Raw genomic sequence first — 16,643 nt, 5'->3', positions numbered from 1 at the left:
TCGATATGTCTCTCGCTCATTCAAATAATGAGAGACAACTTTGGTGATTTGAACATCAACTCGAAACTCCTTCGGGTTGTATGGTTAAGTGACTAAGCGTACACGGTGGATGCCTTGGCAGTCAGAGGCGATGAAGGACGTATTAACTTGCGATAAGCCCAGATTAGGTAGTAAAAACCACTTGAGTCTGGGATTTCCGAATGGGGAAACCCACTTACATAAGTAAGTATCGTTATGTGAATACATAGCATAACGAGGCGAACCGGGGGAACTGAAACATCTAAGTACCCCGAGGAAAAGAAATCAACCGAGATTCCGAAAGTAGCGGCGAGCGAAATTGGACTAGCCCTTAAGCTTTATAGGCGTTAGGTGAACAAGCTGGAAAGCTTGGCGATACAGGGTGATAGCCCCGTAACTGACGACGCATATTCAGTGAAATCGAGTAGGGCGGGACACGTGATATCCTGTCTGAATATGGGGGGACCATCCTCCAAGGCTAAATACTACTGACTGACCGATAGTGAACCAGTACCGTGAGGGAAAGGCGAAAAGAACCCCTGTGAGGGGAGTGAAATAGAACCTGAAACCGTGTACGTACAAGCAGTAGGAGCAGGCTTGTCCTGTGACTGCGTACCTTTTGTATAATGGGTCAGCGACTTATATTCAGTGGCAAGGTTAACCATCTAGGGGAGCCGTAGGGAAACCGAGTCTTAACTGGGCGTTCAGTCTCTGGATATAGACCCGAAACCAGGTGATCTAGCCATGGGCAGGTTGAAGGTTGAGTAACATCAACTGGAGGACCGAACCGACTAATGTTGAAAAATTAGCGGATGACTTGTGGCTAGGGGTGAAAGGCCAATCAAACCTGGAGATAGCTGGTTCTCCCCGAAAGCTATTTAGGTAGCGCCTCGGACGAATACTACTGGGGGTAGAGCACTGTTAAGGCTAGGGGGTCATCCCGACTTACCAACCCTTTGCAAACTCCGAATACCAGTAAGTACTATCCGGGAGACACACGGCGGGTGCTAACGTCCGTCGTGGAGAGGGAAACAACCCAGACCGCCAGCTAAGGTCCCAAATTACTACTAAGTGGGAAACGATGTGGGAAGGCTCAGACAGCCAGGATGTTGGCTTAGAAGCAGCCATCATTTAAAGAAAGCGTAATAGCTCACTGGTCGAGTCGGCCTGCGCGGAAGATGTAACGGGGCTAAGTAGTAAACCGAAGCTGCGGCAATGCACTTTAGTGCATTGGGTAGGGGAGCGTTCTGTAAGCGGTTGAAGGTGTGTGGTAACGCATGCTGGACGTATCAGAAGTGCGAATGCTGACATGAGTAACGATAAAGGGGGTGAAAAACCTCCTCGCCGGAAGACCAAGGGTTCCTGTCCAACGTTAATCGGGGCAGGGTAAGTCGACCCCTAAGGCGAGGCCGAAAGGCGTAGTCGATGGGAAACGGGTTAATATTCCCGTACTTCTTACAATTGCGATGGGGGGACGGAGAAGGCTAGGTGGGCCTGGCGACGGTTGTCCAGGTTCAAGTGCGTAGGCTGAAGAGTTAGGTAAATCCGGCTCTTCTTAAGGCTGAGACACGACGTCGAGCATCTACGGATGTGAAGTCATTGATGCCATGCTTCCAGGAAAAGCCTCTAAGCTTCAGATTGTAAGGAATCGTACCCCAAACCGACACAGGTGGTCGGGTAGAGAATACCAAGGCGCTTGAGAGAACTCGGGTGAAGGAACTAGGCAAAATGGTACCGTAACTTCGGGAGAAGGTACGCTCTCGACGGTGAAGTCCCTCGCGGATGGAGCTATTGAGAGTCGCAGATACCAGGTGGCTGCAACTGTTTATTAAAAACACAGCACTGTGCAAAATCGCAAGATGACGTATACGGTGTGACGCCTGCCCGGTGCCGGAAGGTTAATTGATGGGGTTAGACTTCGGTCGAAGCTCTTGATCGAAGCCCCGGTAAACGGCGGCCGTAACTATAACGGTCCTAAGGTAGCGAAATTCCTTGTCGGGTAAGTTCCGACCTGCACGAATGGCGTAATGATGGCCACGCTGTCTCCACCCGAGACTCAGTGAAATTGAAATCGCTGTGAAGATGCAGTGTACCCGCGGCTAGACGGAAAGACCCCGTGAACCTTTACTACAGCTTGGCACTGAACATTGACCCTACATGTGTAGGATAGGTGGGAGGCTTTGAAGCGCAGTCGCTAGATTGCGTGGAGCCGTCCTTGAAATACCACCCTTGTAGTGTTGATGTTCTAACGTCGACCCCTTATCGGGGTTGCGGACAGTGCCTGGTGGGTAGTTTGACTGGGGCGGTCTCCTCCCAAAGCGTAACGGAGGAGCACGAAGGTGGGCTAATCACGGTTGGACATCGTGAGGTTAGTGCAATGGCATAAGCCCGCTTGACTGCGAGAATGACAATTCGAGCAGGTGCGAAAGCAGGTCATAGTGATCCGGTGGTTCTGAATGGAAGGGCCATCGCTCAACGGATAAAAGGTACTCCGGGGATAACAGGCTGATACCGCCCAAGAGTTCATATCGACGGCGGTGTTTGGCACCTCGATGTCGGCTCATCACATCCTGGGGCTGAAGTCGGTCCCAAGGGTATGGCTGTTCGCCATTTAAAGTGGTACGCGAGCTGGGTTTAGAACGTCGTGAGACAGTTCGGTCCCTATCTGCCGTGGGCGTTGGAGAATTGAAAGGGGCTGCTCCTAGTACGAGAGGACCGGAGTGGACGAACCTCTGGTGTTCGGGTTGTGTCGCCAGACGCATTGCCCGGTAGCTAAGTTCGGGATCGATAACCGCTGAAAGCATCTAAGCGGGAAGCGAGCCTTGAGATGAGTTCTCCCTGATACTTTAAGTATCCTAAAGGGTTGTCGTAGACTACGACGTTGATAGGCAGGGTGTGTAAGCGTTGTGAGGCGTTGAGCTAACCTGTACTAATTGCCCGTGAGGCTTAACCATACAACACCCAAGGGGTTTTGATGGGCTCAATGAAAGAACATTGAATGTGTAGTAACGAGAATTAAGAAACAGCTTTCCGAATTAAAGAATTTGCTTGGCGACCATAGCGTTTTGGACCCACCTGATTTCCATGCCGAACTCAGAAGTGAAACGAAATAGCGCCGATGGTAGTGTGGGGCTTCCCCATGTGAGAGTAGGACATCGCCAGGCTTTAAATTTTGGACACTTGCTGATTGTAAGCGGGTGATACCACTGCGGAGTGGTAGTTCAGTTGGTTAGAATACCGGCCTGTCACGCCGGGGGTCGCGGGTTCGAGTCCCGTCCACTCCGCCACTTAATATCGACAACCTCGCCCATGCGAGGTTTTGTCAAATCTAGAATATAAGAATTCTACAGGGGTGTAGCTCCAATTGGCAGAGCAGCGGATTCCAAATCCGCGTGTTGGGAGTTCGAATCTCTCCACCCCTGCCATATATCAAGGCTCTGACTTAGGTCAGAGCCTTTTTTGTATCTGCTTGCCACTATGCATGTGTCCTCTCATCCCACCTATATGACTTTTTGCTGCCTGCTGCTCTTTGTAAGTATTTATTAGCTACTCGAACTCACCAACCTATTAGACTAGTCGTTATAACCAAGTGCTCCGAAATGTTAGTAATAATTGAGAATCATTATTTATATTTAGTTACACTCAACCGATCTGGATTAATGGGTAACTATGTATGGATATATCTCGTCGACGCTTCCTTCAATCATCCTTAGCAATCTCCGCGCTTACCGTTCTTCCTGCATGTTCTCTATCTCGGAGTACTAATAAGGGGCAACATATATACGATATCACTGCAGAGCCTTCTACGGCTGAACTAGTGCCCGGTTTCAATACTGAGGTATTAGCTTTTAATGGGCGTATACCTGCACCGATAATTCGTTGCCGACAAGGGGAAAAGGTAACAATCAACTTCATCAATAAGCTATCAGAGCCGACGACGATTCATTGGCATGGCTTGAGGATTCCTATTGAAATGGATGGAGTTCCGTTTTTAAGCCAGGCTCCTATCATGCCCGGAGAGACTTTTACGTATGAGTTTATTCCGCCAGATGCAGGTACGTTTTGGTATCACCCACACATGAACAGCGTTAAGCAGCTTGGTATGGGGTTGGTTGGGCTAATAATTGTTGAAGAGGCTGAGCCTGTTCAGTTTGATGAAGAGCATGAAGTCGTCCTCAAGCATTGGCATTTAGACAAGCAAGGACAGTGGAAGAATCTAATGGTGCCGCGCTTGAGTGCACGTATGGGAACGCCAGGAGAGTGGAGTAGCGTCAATGGTATTCATGAGCCTCTTTATACGCTGAAGCAGAACGCGACTACGCGATTAAGAATTGCTAATGTCGATAACACCATTACCTATCCGATCGCGATTGAAGGCACAGAGGCTTGGGTTATTGCTATCGATGGCAATCCAGTTAAAACGCCTTATAGGCTCACTCAACACAAAATTGGCCCGGGAATGAGATTGGATATCGGATTGATTGCTCCGAAGGCTGGAGAGCGTGTTTATGTGCGTCAAATGAAAGGGCGCTTCCCATTCTCTTTGTGTGAGTTTGAAGTTGTTGAGTCTGAACTGCCAAGCAACAAGAAACTGCCTTTATTGCCTCTCAACCCTGTGCCTGATCTTGATTTGGAAAATGCGGAGCAAATCGATTATGTGTTTGAATGGGAGGGGGCGATCACTCCTGTCGATAAATCGGGCAAAGCGATACCTAAATTCTGGCTGATGAACAAACGGGCTTGGGAGGGAATGAGCATAGATAATATCCCTGCGCCACTTTCAACATTGGAGCTTGGAAAAACCTATATCTTCAATTTGAAGAACGTTACTCAATATCATCATCCTATTCATCTTCATGGGCATACATTTACTGTTCTTGAGTTAGATGGAAAAAAACTCGACGAACCGTTCCATACCGATACGGTTTTACTTGGAAAAAATGGCAGTGCCAAAGCTGCCTTTGTTGCTAACAACCCTGGACGTTGGATGTATCACTGCCATGTTATTGAGCATATGAAAACCGGTTTGATGGGGTATATTGAAGTAAAGTGACTCCTGTAACTTTTTTAATCTCAGCGTGTTTTAAATGCAATACGTTGTCGAATTCTAAAATTTCACCATCAATATCGCTTTAGTTTTGGTTACAATATCGTCATCAATAGTGTTGGGGGGAATTATGGGGCAGTTTTCCATTCTTGGTTTTATTGCGCTAGGTGGTGCTTTTGGTGCGTGTTCTCGTTACTTGATATCTGAACTGTGTATCATTTTATTGGGGCGTGGTTTTCCATACGGTACGTTAACCGTTAATGTGGTTGGTTCATTTATAATGGGCTTGTTGATTGCTGCGTTCGACAATGAACTGTTGGCGACAGAACCTTGGCGACAAGTGATTGGTTTGGGATTTTTAGGGGCACTGACGACGTTTTCCACCTTTTCTATGGATAATGTCTTACTTATGCAACAAGGTGCATTTCTTAAGATGGGGTTAAATATTTTATTAAATGTGGTGCTGAGCATCTCTGCTGCGTGGTTCGGTTTCCAATTATTGATGCGCAGCTAGCAAAGTAGTTAAAAATTAAACAGGTCGGCTTGGTTTAACCAGGCCGTTTTTATATACTGATATCACTTGTCGGAGTGCCATAAGGCTGAGACCGTTAATTCGGGATCCGTTGAACCTGATCAGATTAGAATCTGCGAAGGGAACAAGAGAAGATATTTATACCGGAGTTCTTTCTGGTTGACCTATCAAATAGTCGAATGTTGTTACAGGCAAATTACTTAAGCTTTATTTAGCCTTAATTTGACTCCTCTTGTCGCATCTATCCGCCAAGCATTTTTATCCAATTACTTTTTATCTAGTATAACAAAGCAAGGAAAAATGCTATGTCGAGTCGCAAACAAGCGAGACTGGAAGCAAAACAGTTTATTGAAACACTCTCGGTACAGCCGTACCCAAATTCCACAAAAGTATATGTAGAAGGTTCACGTCCAGATGTTCGTGTACCTATGCGTGAAATAGCGCTAGCAGATAGTCTGATTGGTGGCACAAAAGAAGCGCCTATTTTCGAGCTGAATGAAGCCGTCCGAGTCTACGATACGTCAGGTGTTTATACTGATCCGAACTACGATATTGACCTTTATAGCGGCTTACCAAAGCTAAGAGAAAGCTGGATTGAAGAGCGTGGTGACACAGAGTTACTTGATGAAGTAAGTTCGGTATACACTAAAGAACGTTTAGAGGATGAGACGTTAGACGACCTGCGTTACGGTAACCTGCCACGTATTCGACGCGCTAAAGATGGGCAGTGCGTCACTCAGCTGCACTATGCTCGCAAAGGCATTATTACCCCAGAAATGGAATATATCGCGCTGCGTGAAAACATGGGTCGTGCCAAGTACCGTGATGATGTACTGAATCAACAGCATCCTGGTCAAAGCTTTGGAGCGAATCTTCCAAAAGACATTACCGCCGAGTTTGTGCGTAAAGAAGTCGCCGAAGGTCGCGCGATTATCCCTTCCAATATCAACCACCCAGAATCCGAACCAATGATCATTGGACGTAACTTTTTGGTCAAAGTGAACGCCAATATCGGTAACTCATCGGTGACGTCTTCGATTGAGGAAGAAGTTGAGAAGCTCGTTTGGGCGACACGCTGGGGTGGGGATACCGTTATGGATCTCTCTACTGGACGTAACATCCACGAAACTCGCGAGTGGATTCTGCGTAACAGCCCGGTTCCGATCGGTACTGTACCTATGTATCAAGCGCTTGAGAAAGTGAATGGAGTTGCCGAAAACCTTAACTGGGAAGTGATGCGCGATACTCTGATTGAGCAAGCAGAACAGGGCGTTGATTACTTCACTATCCATGCCGGTTTACTACTTCGCTATGTGCCAATGACTGCAAAGCGTGTTACTGGCATCGTCTCTCGTGGTGGTTCTATCATCGCGAAATGGTGTTTAGCGCATCACCAAGAAAGCTTCTTATACACCCACTTCCGAGAGATCTGTGAAATCTGTGCCAAGTATGATGTGGCACTTTCTCTCGGTGATGGTCTGCGCCCTGGTTCGGTTGCCGATGCTAATGACGAAGCGCAATTTGCGGAGCTTCGTACTCTTGGTGAGTTGACTAAGGTTGCGTGGGAATACGACGTACAGGTGATTATCGAAGGTCCTGGCCATGTTCCAATGCACATGATCAAAGAGAACATGGAAGAGCAGCTAGAGCACTGCCATGAAGCTCCGTTCTACACGCTTGGTCCACTGACGACAGACGTCGCTCCTGGTTACGACCATATTACGTCAGGAATTGGCGCTGCCATGATTGGCTGGTATGGCTGTGCGATGCTTTGTTACGTAACACCTAAAGAGCATCTTGGCTTACCAAACAAAGAAGACGTGAAGGTAGGCATGATCACTTACAAGCTTGCTGCTCACGCTGCTGATTTGGCGAAAGGGCATCCAGGCGCACAAGTTCGTGATAACGCGCTTTCTAAAGCTCGCTTCGAGTTCCGCTGGGAAGACCAATTCAACTTGTCACTCGACCCAGAAACCGCTCGCGCTTTCCATGATGAAACCTTGCCTCAAGAGTCGGGAAAAGTTGCTCACTTCTGTTCGATGTGCGGACCAAAGTTCTGCTCGATGAAGATTTCGCAAGAGGTTCGAGAATACGCGAAAGACACTGAGCAAGTCGCTGCGGACCAAGCTATCTCGATCAAAATGCTTGATGATCCTCTTGAGGGGATGCGTCAGAAATCGCAAGAATTTAGAGAGTCAGGTTCTGAGTTATACCACCCAGCAGCACATGCCGAGGTAAGTGATTAATGAGCAAAATCCTTATTCCGTCATCATTGATTGAACTAACAGGTTTAGTTCAGCAATGTTTGTTGTTGGCGAAAGAACAGGGTTTTAGCATTGAAGACATTGAGTTGGGTGTGAGCCCAACTCAATCTATTCAGCTTGTTCGCGACCAACAGACTACAAATATAACGACTGATCTTATTGATGGACATAACTCTGAGCATGAGAGTTCATTCGTGCTTTATTACCATTCTTCTTTATCGGTAGAAGCGTGCGCAAAGCAACCGTCGAAAGCGATTTACATTGGTATTGCTGATACTCAAGTTTCCGATGAAAATGAGAAAGTGCTTCAGCTTGATATCTGGCGTCACCCACTTAACGACGAAGTGAGAGCGCTTTCCGTTAAGTCCAAACCCAACGCAATGTTCGATCCCGAACATCATCTTGCTTGGACAGTAACGCTGACAGTACTCGACTTTCCTATCGAAGATGCGTTAACACTTGCTCGAGGAATGCTAACTCAACAAGCGAATGTTTCACGTGAAACACTATTGAATGATAACCTTGATGAGGGACGATCTACTAAGTGGGCTGACCAATTTGATGATTTCCCGACACCTGTACTGGAAGATAACCGACTCGGTATTCAAGTTGGTTGGTCAGCACAAGGAGAGAGCGTTAACTTTCCAACTCTAACTAAGCAAAGTCTAGGGCTCTATCCAGTCGTTGATGATGTTGCTTGGATTGAGCGTCTACTGCCTTTAGGCATCAACACTATTCAACTACGAATCAAGAACCCACAACAAGCCGATGTGGAACAACAGATCATTCGAGCAATTGAGCTAGGTCGTCAATATCAAGCACAAGTGTTCATCAATGACTATTGGCAGTTGGCAATCAAGCATGACGCTTATGGCGTTCACCTAGGACAAGAAGACATAGAAGAGTCGAATTTGGCTCAGCTAACCAAAGCCGGCATTCGTCTTGGTCTTTCTACGCATGGTTATTACGAACTACTGCGCATCGTACAAATTCATCCTAGCTACATCGCGCTAGGGCATATTTTCCCAACCACCACAAAACAGATGCCATCGAAACCACAAGGTTTGGTGCGCTTGGCACTGTATCAAAAACTGATTGATAGCATTCCTTATGGAAACACAGAGTCGGTTTTCCGTCCTGCAAAAGACAAAGCAGGTAGTGACTATGTACTTGGCTTTCCGACGGTCGCGATTGGTGGCATTGACCAATCTAATGCAGACCAAGTTTGGCAAACAGGTGTTTCTAGTTTGGCAGTTGTGCGAGCTATTACGTTGGCGGAATCGCCTCAGTCCGTCATCGAGTTCTTTGCACAACTGATGAAGGAAAGACAACTAACGCTTACTGATCAGAATAGTGAATTGGCGGATACCAAGAGAGGCGAGCATGCTCACGGATAAGCAGTTCCTTCGCTATCAACGCCAAGTCGCTCTGCCCGAAATTGCTGAAGGTGGGCAAGAGCGTTTGAGCAAATCGCATGTGCTGATCATCGGTTGTGGCGGGTTAGGGAGCGCAGCGAGTTTGTACTTGGCATCAGCGGGCGTTGGTAAATTGGTTGTGGTTGATGATGATGAGGTTGATAGCAGTAACCTACAACGTCAGATCATTTATCGTGAACAAGACCTCCAAGTTGCGAAAACAGAAGCGACTGTAAAGCAACTCAATGAACTTAATTCTATGGTTCAAGTTCGTGCTCTCAATAAACGATTAGACAAAGCACAGCTGCAGCTTGAGGTGATGCTAGCGGATGTGGTGTTGGACTGCACCGATAACATGCCAACACGCCAGTTAATTAACCAAGTTTGTTTCGAGCAAAATACGCCGCTCATCTCAGCGGCAGCAATTGGTTGGCAAGGGCAATTCGCTGTCTTTGATTACCAAACACCAAGTGAACAAGAAGCGCAGAGTAAAGCCTGTTACCGCTGTTTGTATCCGTTCGACGAATTACCGCAAAAGCAAAAGTGCAGTGAGAGCGGTGTCGTTGGTCCGGTGGTGGGCACACTTGGCAACTACCAAGCGATAGCAGCAATTCAAAAACTGGCGACGGGAAAGTTTCATGTTGAGACTGCCAAGTTGCATCTGTTTGATGGGTTGAAACTGCAATGGCAAACCATGGCGATAAGCAAAGACAAACAGTGCCAAGTGTGTGCTCAGGTTTAGCTTACGAATAATGGGTAGAATTAAGAGAGTTGGAAGCAATGACATTATCAGAACAACAAGCAACACAAATGACCGCTGCTGACTTAGATATGATCACTATTGTCATCAATGACCAGTCACATCAAGTTGCCAGTGAGTCGAATCTACAGCAAATCATTAGTCAATTTGCGCTGCCTGAAATGGGCTGTGTTTTTGCAATTAATAACAATGTTGTGCCGCGCAGTGAGTGGGCTAGCACAGTTCTTTCACAAGGAGATAGCATCTCTTTGTTTCAAGCGATCGCAGGGGGTTAAAGTCGATGCTTAAAATTGGTGATAAACAATTCGAATCAAGACTGTTCACGGGAACAGGGAAGTTTGCCAACAGCCGATTAATGGCAGAAGCGATTCAAGTATCGGGTTCTCAACTTGCGACCATGGCGTTGAAGCGTGTGGATGTGAACGACCAACAAGACGATATTTTGCTGCCGCTAGTACAAGCGGGCGTGAACTTATTGCCGAACACCTCAGGTGCAAAGAATGCTAAAGATGCTGTGTTTGCAGCACAATTGGCGAGAGAAGCGTTAGGTACAAACTGGCTAAAACTTGAAATTCACCCAGACCCGAAGTACTTGATGCCCGATCCAATTGAGACACTTGCGGCCGCTGAACAACTGGTTCGTGAAGGCTTTATTGTCCTTCCTTACTGTCATGCTGACCCGGTTCTGTGTAAACGATTGGAAGAAGTAGGTTGTGCTGCGGTCATGCCATTAGGTGCGCCGATCGGTTCTAACAAAGGGATAGTTTCTCACGACTTCCTAGAGATCATTATCGACCAAGCTAATGTTCCTGTCGTTGTTGATGCGGGTATTGGTGCTCCTTCACATGCGGCGCGTGCGATGGAAATGGGCGCGGATGCCGTGCTCGTCAATACTGCGATTGCAGCTTCGAGCGATCCCGTTGCGATGGCGAAAGCATTTAAGTTGGCGGTAGAGTCGGGGCGTATGGCTTATGAAGCCGGACTTGCGGGTAAGGTTTCTCATGCGGTTGCGTCGAGTCCACTGACGTCATTCCTAGATGAGCTTTAGTCCTAGATTGATTTAGCTATTAAGCGAGGAAAACATGAGCTTCGTTGAGCAATTTAAGCAGCTTAATTGGGATGACATCTCGATGTCGATCTACGCGAAAACGGCACAAGATGTCGAGCGAGCATTGAATAAACCCAAGCGTGATTTGGAAGACTTTAAAGCGCTAATTTCACCAGCGGCTGAAGCGTACTTAGAGCAAATGGCGCAGTTGTCATACTCGGCAACTCGCAAGCGGTTTGGCAACACCATGTCGCTTTACATTCCATTGTATCTTTCCAACTTGTGTGCCAATGCTTGTACTTATTGTGGCTTCTCAATGGAGAACAAGATCAAGCGTCGTACCTTGAATAGGGACGAAGTGGCAGCAGAAGTTGAAGCCATTAAACGCATGAAGTTTGATAGCGTATTGCTGGTGACTGGCGAACACGAAACCAAAGTGGGCATGAAATACTTCCGCGAAATGGTTCCGATGATTAAGCAACGCTTTAATTATTTGGCGATGGAAGTGCAGCCGCTAGATCAAGACGAATACGCAGAGCTCAAGACATTGGGTTTGGATGCGGTGATGGTTTATCAAGAAACGTATCATCCTTCGACTTATGCTGAGCACCATTTACGTGGCAATAAGATGGATTTCGAATACCGATTGGATACACCCGATCGTCTTGCAAAAGCGGGCATCGATAAGATCGGTATTGGCGCTTTGATAGGGTTGGAAGAGTGGCGTACAGATTGTTTTTATGTGGCAGCGCACTTGGACTATCTTGAGCGCACGTATTGGCAGACTCGTTACTCAATTTCTTTCCCACGTTTGCGTCCTTGTGAGGGCGCGCTCCAACCCAAATCAGTAATGACGGATAAGCAGCTTGTTCAGTTGATTTGCGCTTATCGTTTGTTGAATCCAGAAGTGGAGTTGTCATTATCGACTCGTGAGTCACCGAAGTTTAGAGACAACGCATTGGCTTTAGGCATTACCAGTATATCTGCAGCATCGAAAACTCAGCCGGGTGGTTATGCGATGGATGATGTTGAGCTCGAGCAGTTTGAGATCAGTGATGAGCGAAGTGCTAGTTCTGTGGAAGATATGATTAGAGCCAAAGGCTTTGACCCTGTATGGCGAGATTGGCACTCGGCGTATTCTGGATAAGCAACAAATAAAGCCACTGATCATCGCTATGTTTCACGTGAAACATAGGAAAAGAAAGAGGGTTGATGCAAAACATCAACCCTCTATTTTTTCTAGCTTCTAGCTTCTAGCTTCTAGCTTCTAGCTGTGTGCTACAGGTAGCGTTGCCTGACGAAGCCACTCTTTCACATCACCTTCAACCAGCGGGCTGATCTCATCCCATACTTTCTGGTGGTAATCATTCAGCCAAGCAAGTTCTGGACGAGTTAACATATCAACATTGATGTTGCGTTTGTCGATTGGGCAGCGTGTTAGTGACTCAAATGACAGAACAGGGAAGTCACCGTTAGTTGGGGTTTCAACAACAAGCTCTAGGTTTTCAATACGGATACCAAACGCATCTGCACGGTAGTAACCTGGCTCGTTGGATAGCACCATACCTTCTGTTAGAGGCACGTCGATTTGCTTTTTCGAAATGCTCGCTGGACCTTCATGAACACTTAGGAAGTGACCAACACCGTGACCAGTACCGTGATCGTAATCGTAGCCTTCCGCCCATAGGTGCTGACGAGCTAGTGTATCGATTTGGTAGCCACGTGTGCCTTTCGGGAAACGAGCTCGAGCAACGCCAATATGACCTTTCAGCGCCAACGTAAATTGCTTCTTCATTTCTGCAGAAGGTTGACCAATCGCGATAGTACGCGTGATGTCGGTAGTGCCATCTAGGTACTGACCGCCTGAATCCACTAGGTAAAGTGTGTTCAGCTCTAGCTTGCCTGGTTCAGGTTGGTTTTCGTGGTTGTAGTGACACATTGCCGCGTTGCCACCTGCTGCCGAAATGGTATCGAAGCTGAGATCTATTAGCGTAGGGTCTTCGCTACGAAATGCTTCCAGTTTGTCTGCTAATGTCGCTTCGTCATGCAGGTTACCAGCAGCAACTTCCGCATCTAACCAGCATAGGAACTTGCTCATTGCCACGCCATCGCGGATATGACACGCCTTCATACCGGCAATTTCAACCGAGTTCTTCGCCGCTTTTGGCATCAGACATGGGTCTGCTGCTGCAATCACGGACGCACCAGAGTTTTGTAGTACTAGCTTAAACCAAGCGTTACTGATTGCAGAGTCAACTAATACCTTTTTACCTGTCATGGCTTCAAGGCGAGATTGAAGTGCTTCTGGGTGGTGAACGGTCACACCGGTGCCTACGTGAGCGTCAAAATCAGCAGGTAGACGAGAAGGATCGAGGAAGTATTCCACGCTTGAATCTGAGTGCAGAATCGCGTGAGAAAGCAGAACTGGTAGGCGTGATACATCCAAACCACGTACATTCAGCAGCCAACAAATAGAATCTAATGCTGTGATCACAGCGCTATCTGCACCCGCTTTTTTTACCAGTTGGGCGATCTCTTGACGCTTACTCTCACTTGATTGACCGACGGCTTCTGTTGGCATCAGGCGAACATCAGAGACAACAGGCGCTGGGCGGTCACGCCACAACTCATCAATTGGGTTATTGGTCAGAATATTTAGCTCAAGCTTTCCAGCCAGTTTAGCTTGTGCCATGTCTAGCCAAGCTGAGCTGTGCATACGAGGATCAATTGCGACAGATGCGTTTGTTGGCAGGTTGTCTAGAACCCAATCTAAAGCTGGTTCTTCAATAAGGTGACGATATTCAAATAGGTCACCAGGGACTTGTTTGGTGACTTGAACGGTATAGCGGCCATCAACAAAGATAGCGGCTTTGTCTTTGGTGATTACCGCAGCACCAGCAGAACCAGTAAAGCCCGTTAACCAATGTAAGCGCTCGTTGTGCGCTGGGACGTATTCACCCAAATACTCATCCTCGTGCGGAACCAGTAGGGCATTAATATTATGTTGTATAAGCCATTCGCGAATCGCATTCACGCGGCTGAGAGTTTCGTTGTGCATCTGTTTTATTCCTTCAAATTACCGCTCCTTCATGCTCAGGTGTGGGAGCTGTTTCCTTCTGCTTCATGCAGTTTATGATCAACGCAAGTTTGCAATGACTTAGGTTGAGTCGGAGTACAACTAGGCCATAGATGAGCCAAAAAGGACTACGACAGTTAAGCTACTCATTTTACCCGCTAAGCGCAAATTGAGAGCGGTATTTTTATCTAAGGTGATCGGTTTTTTGTGTGATCATCGCACGTAGCCAACCCAATGCAGGGTCGTTTTCTCTGTCTCGGTGCCAGAATAAAGTGTAAGCCATAGGTGGAAATTCTAGCGGGAGTGGTAGTACGACCAAATCAAGCTGTTTAGCAGCGAGCTGCACAAAATGGCTTGGGGCGGTAAAAATAAAGTCAGTGTAGGAACATAAACTTGCGGCACTATTAAAGTCCGGAACGGTGACGGCAATATCGCGGTCGGCTCCAATATCGGCAAGGCGATAATCTAACAGCCAACGGTCGTTGCCGTCACAACGCACTTGTACGTGACGCAGGGCGAGATACGCTTCGAGGTTCCAAGGCTGTTTTAATGCTGGGTGATTTTTGCGAATAATACACATCTGGTGATCTCGATAAATTTCCAGTTCGCATATGTCATCGGGTGGCAGCAGAGTCAGCTTGGCATCATTAATATCGATATCTTTTCCAGTTAAGCCTAAGTCTAGCTCTCCACGTTGCAGCATTTTAAAAGTATTATCGGACCAAGGGTGAGTGCTGATCGTTACCCCAGGGGCTTGCTGAAAAATCGCCGGTAAGAAATGGGGTAGAATCAGAGGGTAAACACTTTCAACCGCTGCTATTTGAAAACGGTATTCGCTACTTTGTGGAGAGAACTCTTCTGGTTGAGTCAGTACTTCTAACTGGTTTATCAACAGATCCAGTTTAGGTTTAAGAAACAAAGCGCGCGGTGTTGGTGTTAATCCATGCGAGTTTCGGGTGAAAAGCGGGTCATCAAATTGGATGCGCAGTTTAGCCAGTGATTTGCTCACGGCAGACTGACTCAAGCACAGTCGGTGGGCGGCTCGGGTGACATTTAACTCTTCTATCAAAACTTTAAAACAGACCAATAGATTTAAATCGATACGAGCCAGTTTTTCGACGTTCACGGTGAATTTCCTCTAAGGAATAATGCTCATGATTATACATCATTTCCATTCATATCATCAGATGATTAAGCTCTATCCAAAGTTCTTTATCCAATTCGGAGTGTTGTGTGCCTAGCCAGTTTTCTAATAGTAAAAAACAGATGGCGTTATTGACCCTTTTGGTTCTTTTCAGTCCTCTTGCGATTGATATTTATCTACCTGCTTTACCTCTTATTGCTTCCACTTTTCAGGTCGATAATGCGCTAGCACAAGACACGATCACTTGGTTCTTATTTGCGATGGGTGTCGGGCAACTGTTTGCTGGCCCTTTGGCAGATAAACTCGGACGTCGAACTGTTGCATTGGGCGGTATCACTATCTATGCGATGAGCGCTTTATTGGCGTGGAGTGCTCAAAATATTGAGTGGATGTTGGTTTCCCGACTGCTACAAGGCTTAGGTGCGTGTGCGACATCGGTAGCAGCCTTTGCAACAGTTCGCGATATCTTTGGCCCGGAAAAAAGCGGCAAAATGATCAGCTACCTTAACGGTGCGATTTGTTTTATTCCGGCATTAGCTCCAATTCTAGGTAGCTGGTTAACTCAGCAATTTGATTGGCGAGCTAACTTCAGCTTTATGGCTGGCTTTGCCGTTGTGTCCGGTTCATTGATGTTTTTCATGATGAAAGAGACCAACCCAACAACGGAAAAGCAAGCCGTGTTTAAGCTCAGCCGTTATTGGGCAGTGCTTAGTACGCCATCTTTTGTCTTCCATGCTTCACTGTGTTTAATGGCAATGGCGGTTATTCTCGCGTATGTCACCTCGGCGCCATCGGTATTGATGACAGGGATGGGGTTGTCGATGAATGAGTTCACCTTCTGGTTTGGTGTAAATGCAGTGATCAATATTGCGGCTTGTATGCTTGCGCCTAAGTTTATGGAGCGCGTTGGCACGCACAACACTTTGGTTACGGGGATCTCGACTCTGGGCCTCGCAGGTGTGATCATGCTAGTGATGAATGGTCAGAATACCGCGCTTTCTTTTATGCTACCTATTTTCATGTCGTCAGTGGGTTTTGCATTCATTCTGGGTGCAGCAGCAGGGAAAGCATTGGAACCGTTTGGTGACAAAGCGGGTACGGCTGCGGCACTGCTTGGGTTGTTCCAAATGAGTGGCTCTGGTTTGTTGGTTGGTACGTTGCAGCGTTTATCTTTGGAACCTCAGACACTGATCGCAATACATATGTGGGTTCTGTTGCCTGCGTTGGTGGTTCTGTTTACAAAAGCAGGTAAGAACTGGCATTCAAGCTTTGCGAAAGCGTAAATCAGTGTAATTTAGTATTTTCCAATGTAAGTAAGGCGTGTATATTTGTCGTTCAG

11 protein-coding genes, 2 tRNA genes, 2 rRNA genes and 1 riboswitch are annotated in these 16,643 nt (G+C 47.0%); of the genes, 13 read left to right on the top strand and 2 right to left on the bottom strand.

Going from position 1 to position 16,643, the window contains the following annotated elements; genetic code table 11:
* Positions 1-82: 82 nt before the first annotated feature.
* From MTR11_RS00480 to thiH, 12 genes are all read left to right on the top strand, one after another.
* A 23S ribosomal RNA gene (locus MTR11_RS00480) occupies positions 83-2,972 on the top strand.
* 93 nt (positions 2,973-3,065) lie between these two features.
* Positions 3,066-3,182, top strand: a 5S ribosomal RNA gene (rrf, locus tag MTR11_RS00475).
* A gap of 46 nt (positions 3,183-3,228) precedes the next feature.
* Positions 3,229-3,305, top strand: a tRNA-Asp gene (locus MTR11_RS00470).
* 61 nt (positions 3,306-3,366) lie between these two features.
* Positions 3,367-3,443, top strand: a tRNA-Trp gene (locus MTR11_RS00465).
* Positions 3,444-3,691: 248 nt separating this feature from the next.
* Positions 3,692-5,071 (top strand): multicopper oxidase family protein, encoded by a 1,380-nt coding sequence (locus MTR11_RS00460; protein ID WP_243326871.1) that lies wholly within the window; start codon positions 3,692-3,694, stop codon positions 5,069-5,071.
* Between the two features lie 124 nt (positions 5,072-5,195).
* Positions 5,196-5,579, top strand: coding sequence for a fluoride efflux transporter CrcB (gene crcB / locus MTR11_RS00455; RefSeq protein WP_182035053.1), 384 nt, complete (start codon positions 5,196-5,198; stop codon positions 5,577-5,579).
* A 60-nt stretch (positions 5,580-5,639) separates the two neighbouring features.
* Positions 5,640-5,738: riboswitch (TPP riboswitch) on the top strand.
* A gap of 164 nt (positions 5,739-5,902) precedes the next feature.
* Positions 5,903-7,843, top strand: coding sequence for a phosphomethylpyrimidine synthase ThiC (gene thiC, locus MTR11_RS00450; RefSeq protein ID WP_243326870.1), 1,941 nt, complete (start codon positions 5,903-5,905; stop codon positions 7,841-7,843).
* The gene (locus MTR11_RS00445) at positions 7,843-9,258 is read left to right on the top strand and encodes a thiamine phosphate synthase (protein ID WP_243326869.1); all 1,416 of its coding nucleotides are present in this window, start codon (positions 7,843-7,845) and stop codon (positions 9,256-9,258) included. Before thiC ends, MTR11_RS00445 begins: the two co-directional genes overlap by 1 nt.
* On the top strand, positions 9,245-10,018 hold the full coding sequence (thiF, locus tag MTR11_RS00440; protein WP_243326868.1) for a thiazole biosynthesis adenylyltransferase ThiF: 774 nt from the start codon (positions 9,245-9,247) through the stop codon (positions 10,016-10,018). Before MTR11_RS00445 ends, thiF begins: the two co-directional genes overlap by 14 nt.
* Before the next feature lie 38 nt (positions 10,019-10,056).
* Positions 10,057-10,311 carry a sulfur carrier protein ThiS gene (thiS, locus tag MTR11_RS00435; RefSeq protein ID WP_038868600.1) on the top strand — a complete coding sequence of 85 codons (255 nt, stop codon included), beginning with the start codon at positions 10,057-10,059 and terminating at the stop codon, positions 10,309-10,311.
* A gap of 5 nt (positions 10,312-10,316) precedes the next feature.
* On the top strand, positions 10,317-11,084 hold the full coding sequence (locus MTR11_RS00430; protein WP_005397059.1) for a thiazole synthase: 768 nt from the start codon (positions 10,317-10,319) through the stop codon (positions 11,082-11,084).
* A 34-nt stretch (positions 11,085-11,118) separates the two neighbouring features.
* Complete coding sequence (gene thiH / locus MTR11_RS00425; RefSeq protein ID WP_048626808.1) at positions 11,119-12,231, top strand: 2-iminoacetate synthase ThiH; 1,113 nt, start codon at positions 11,119-11,121, stop codon at positions 12,229-12,231.
* A 120-nt stretch (positions 12,232-12,351) separates the two neighbouring features.
* Here the strand turns inward: thiH and MTR11_RS00420 are convergent, their stop codons facing one another.
* Positions 12,352-14,142 carry an aminopeptidase P family protein gene (locus tag MTR11_RS00420; RefSeq protein WP_243326867.1) on the bottom strand — a complete coding sequence of 597 codons (1,791 nt, stop codon included), beginning with the start codon at positions 14,140-14,142 and terminating at the stop codon, positions 12,352-12,354.
* 202 nt (positions 14,143-14,344) lie between these two features.
* Positions 14,345-15,286, bottom strand: coding sequence for a LysR family transcriptional regulator (locus tag MTR11_RS00415; RefSeq protein ID WP_005397044.1), 942 nt, complete (start codon positions 15,284-15,286; stop codon positions 14,345-14,347).
* Between the two features lie 140 nt (positions 15,287-15,426).
* Between MTR11_RS00415 and MTR11_RS00410 the strand changes: the two genes are divergently transcribed.
* Positions 15,427-16,587: a multidrug effflux MFS transporter gene (locus MTR11_RS00410; RefSeq protein WP_264762557.1), complete on the top strand. Its 1,161-nt coding sequence runs from the start codon at positions 15,427-15,429 to the stop codon at positions 16,585-16,587.
* Positions 16,588-16,643 lie beyond the last annotated feature (56 nt).

The organism is Vibrio sp. CCB-PB317 (assembly GCF_022808245.1).
GTDB classification, from domain to species: Bacteria; Pseudomonadota; Gammaproteobacteria; order Enterobacterales; family Vibrionaceae; genus Vibrio; species Vibrio diabolicus.
Note: the sequence above shows the minus strand (reverse complement) of the source record. Positions and strands in the feature narration are given on the sequence as shown.

Coding starts and splice junctions, on each gene's coding strand:
- MTR11_RS00460 (WP_243326871.1), top strand. CDS start 3,692: ATGGATATATCTCGTCGACGCTTCCTTCAATCATCCTTAGCAATCTCC.
- crcB (WP_182035053.1), top strand. CDS start 5,196: ATGGGGCAGTTTTCCATTCTTGGTTTTATTGCGCTAGGTGGTGCTTTT.
- thiC (WP_243326870.1), top strand. CDS start 5,903: ATGTCGAGTCGCAAACAAGCGAGACTGGAAGCAAAACAGTTTATTGAA.
- MTR11_RS00445 (WP_243326869.1), top strand. CDS start 7,843: ATGAGCAAAATCCTTATTCCGTCATCATTGATTGAACTAACAGGTTTA.
- thiF (WP_243326868.1), top strand. CDS start 9,245: ATGCTCACGGATAAGCAGTTCCTTCGCTATCAACGCCAAGTCGCTCTG.
- thiS (WP_038868600.1), top strand. CDS start 10,057: ATGACATTATCAGAACAACAAGCAACACAAATGACCGCTGCTGACTTA.
- MTR11_RS00430 (WP_005397059.1), top strand. CDS start 10,317: ATGCTTAAAATTGGTGATAAACAATTCGAATCAAGACTGTTCACGGGA.
- thiH (WP_048626808.1), top strand. CDS start 11,119: ATGAGCTTCGTTGAGCAATTTAAGCAGCTTAATTGGGATGACATCTCG.
- MTR11_RS00420 (WP_243326867.1), bottom strand. CDS start 14,142: ATGCACAACGAAACTCTCAGCCGCGTGAATGCGATTCGCGAATGGCTT.
- MTR11_RS00410 (WP_264762557.1), top strand. CDS start 15,427: ATGGCGTTATTGACCCTTTTGGTTCTTTTCAGTCCTCTTGCGATTGAT.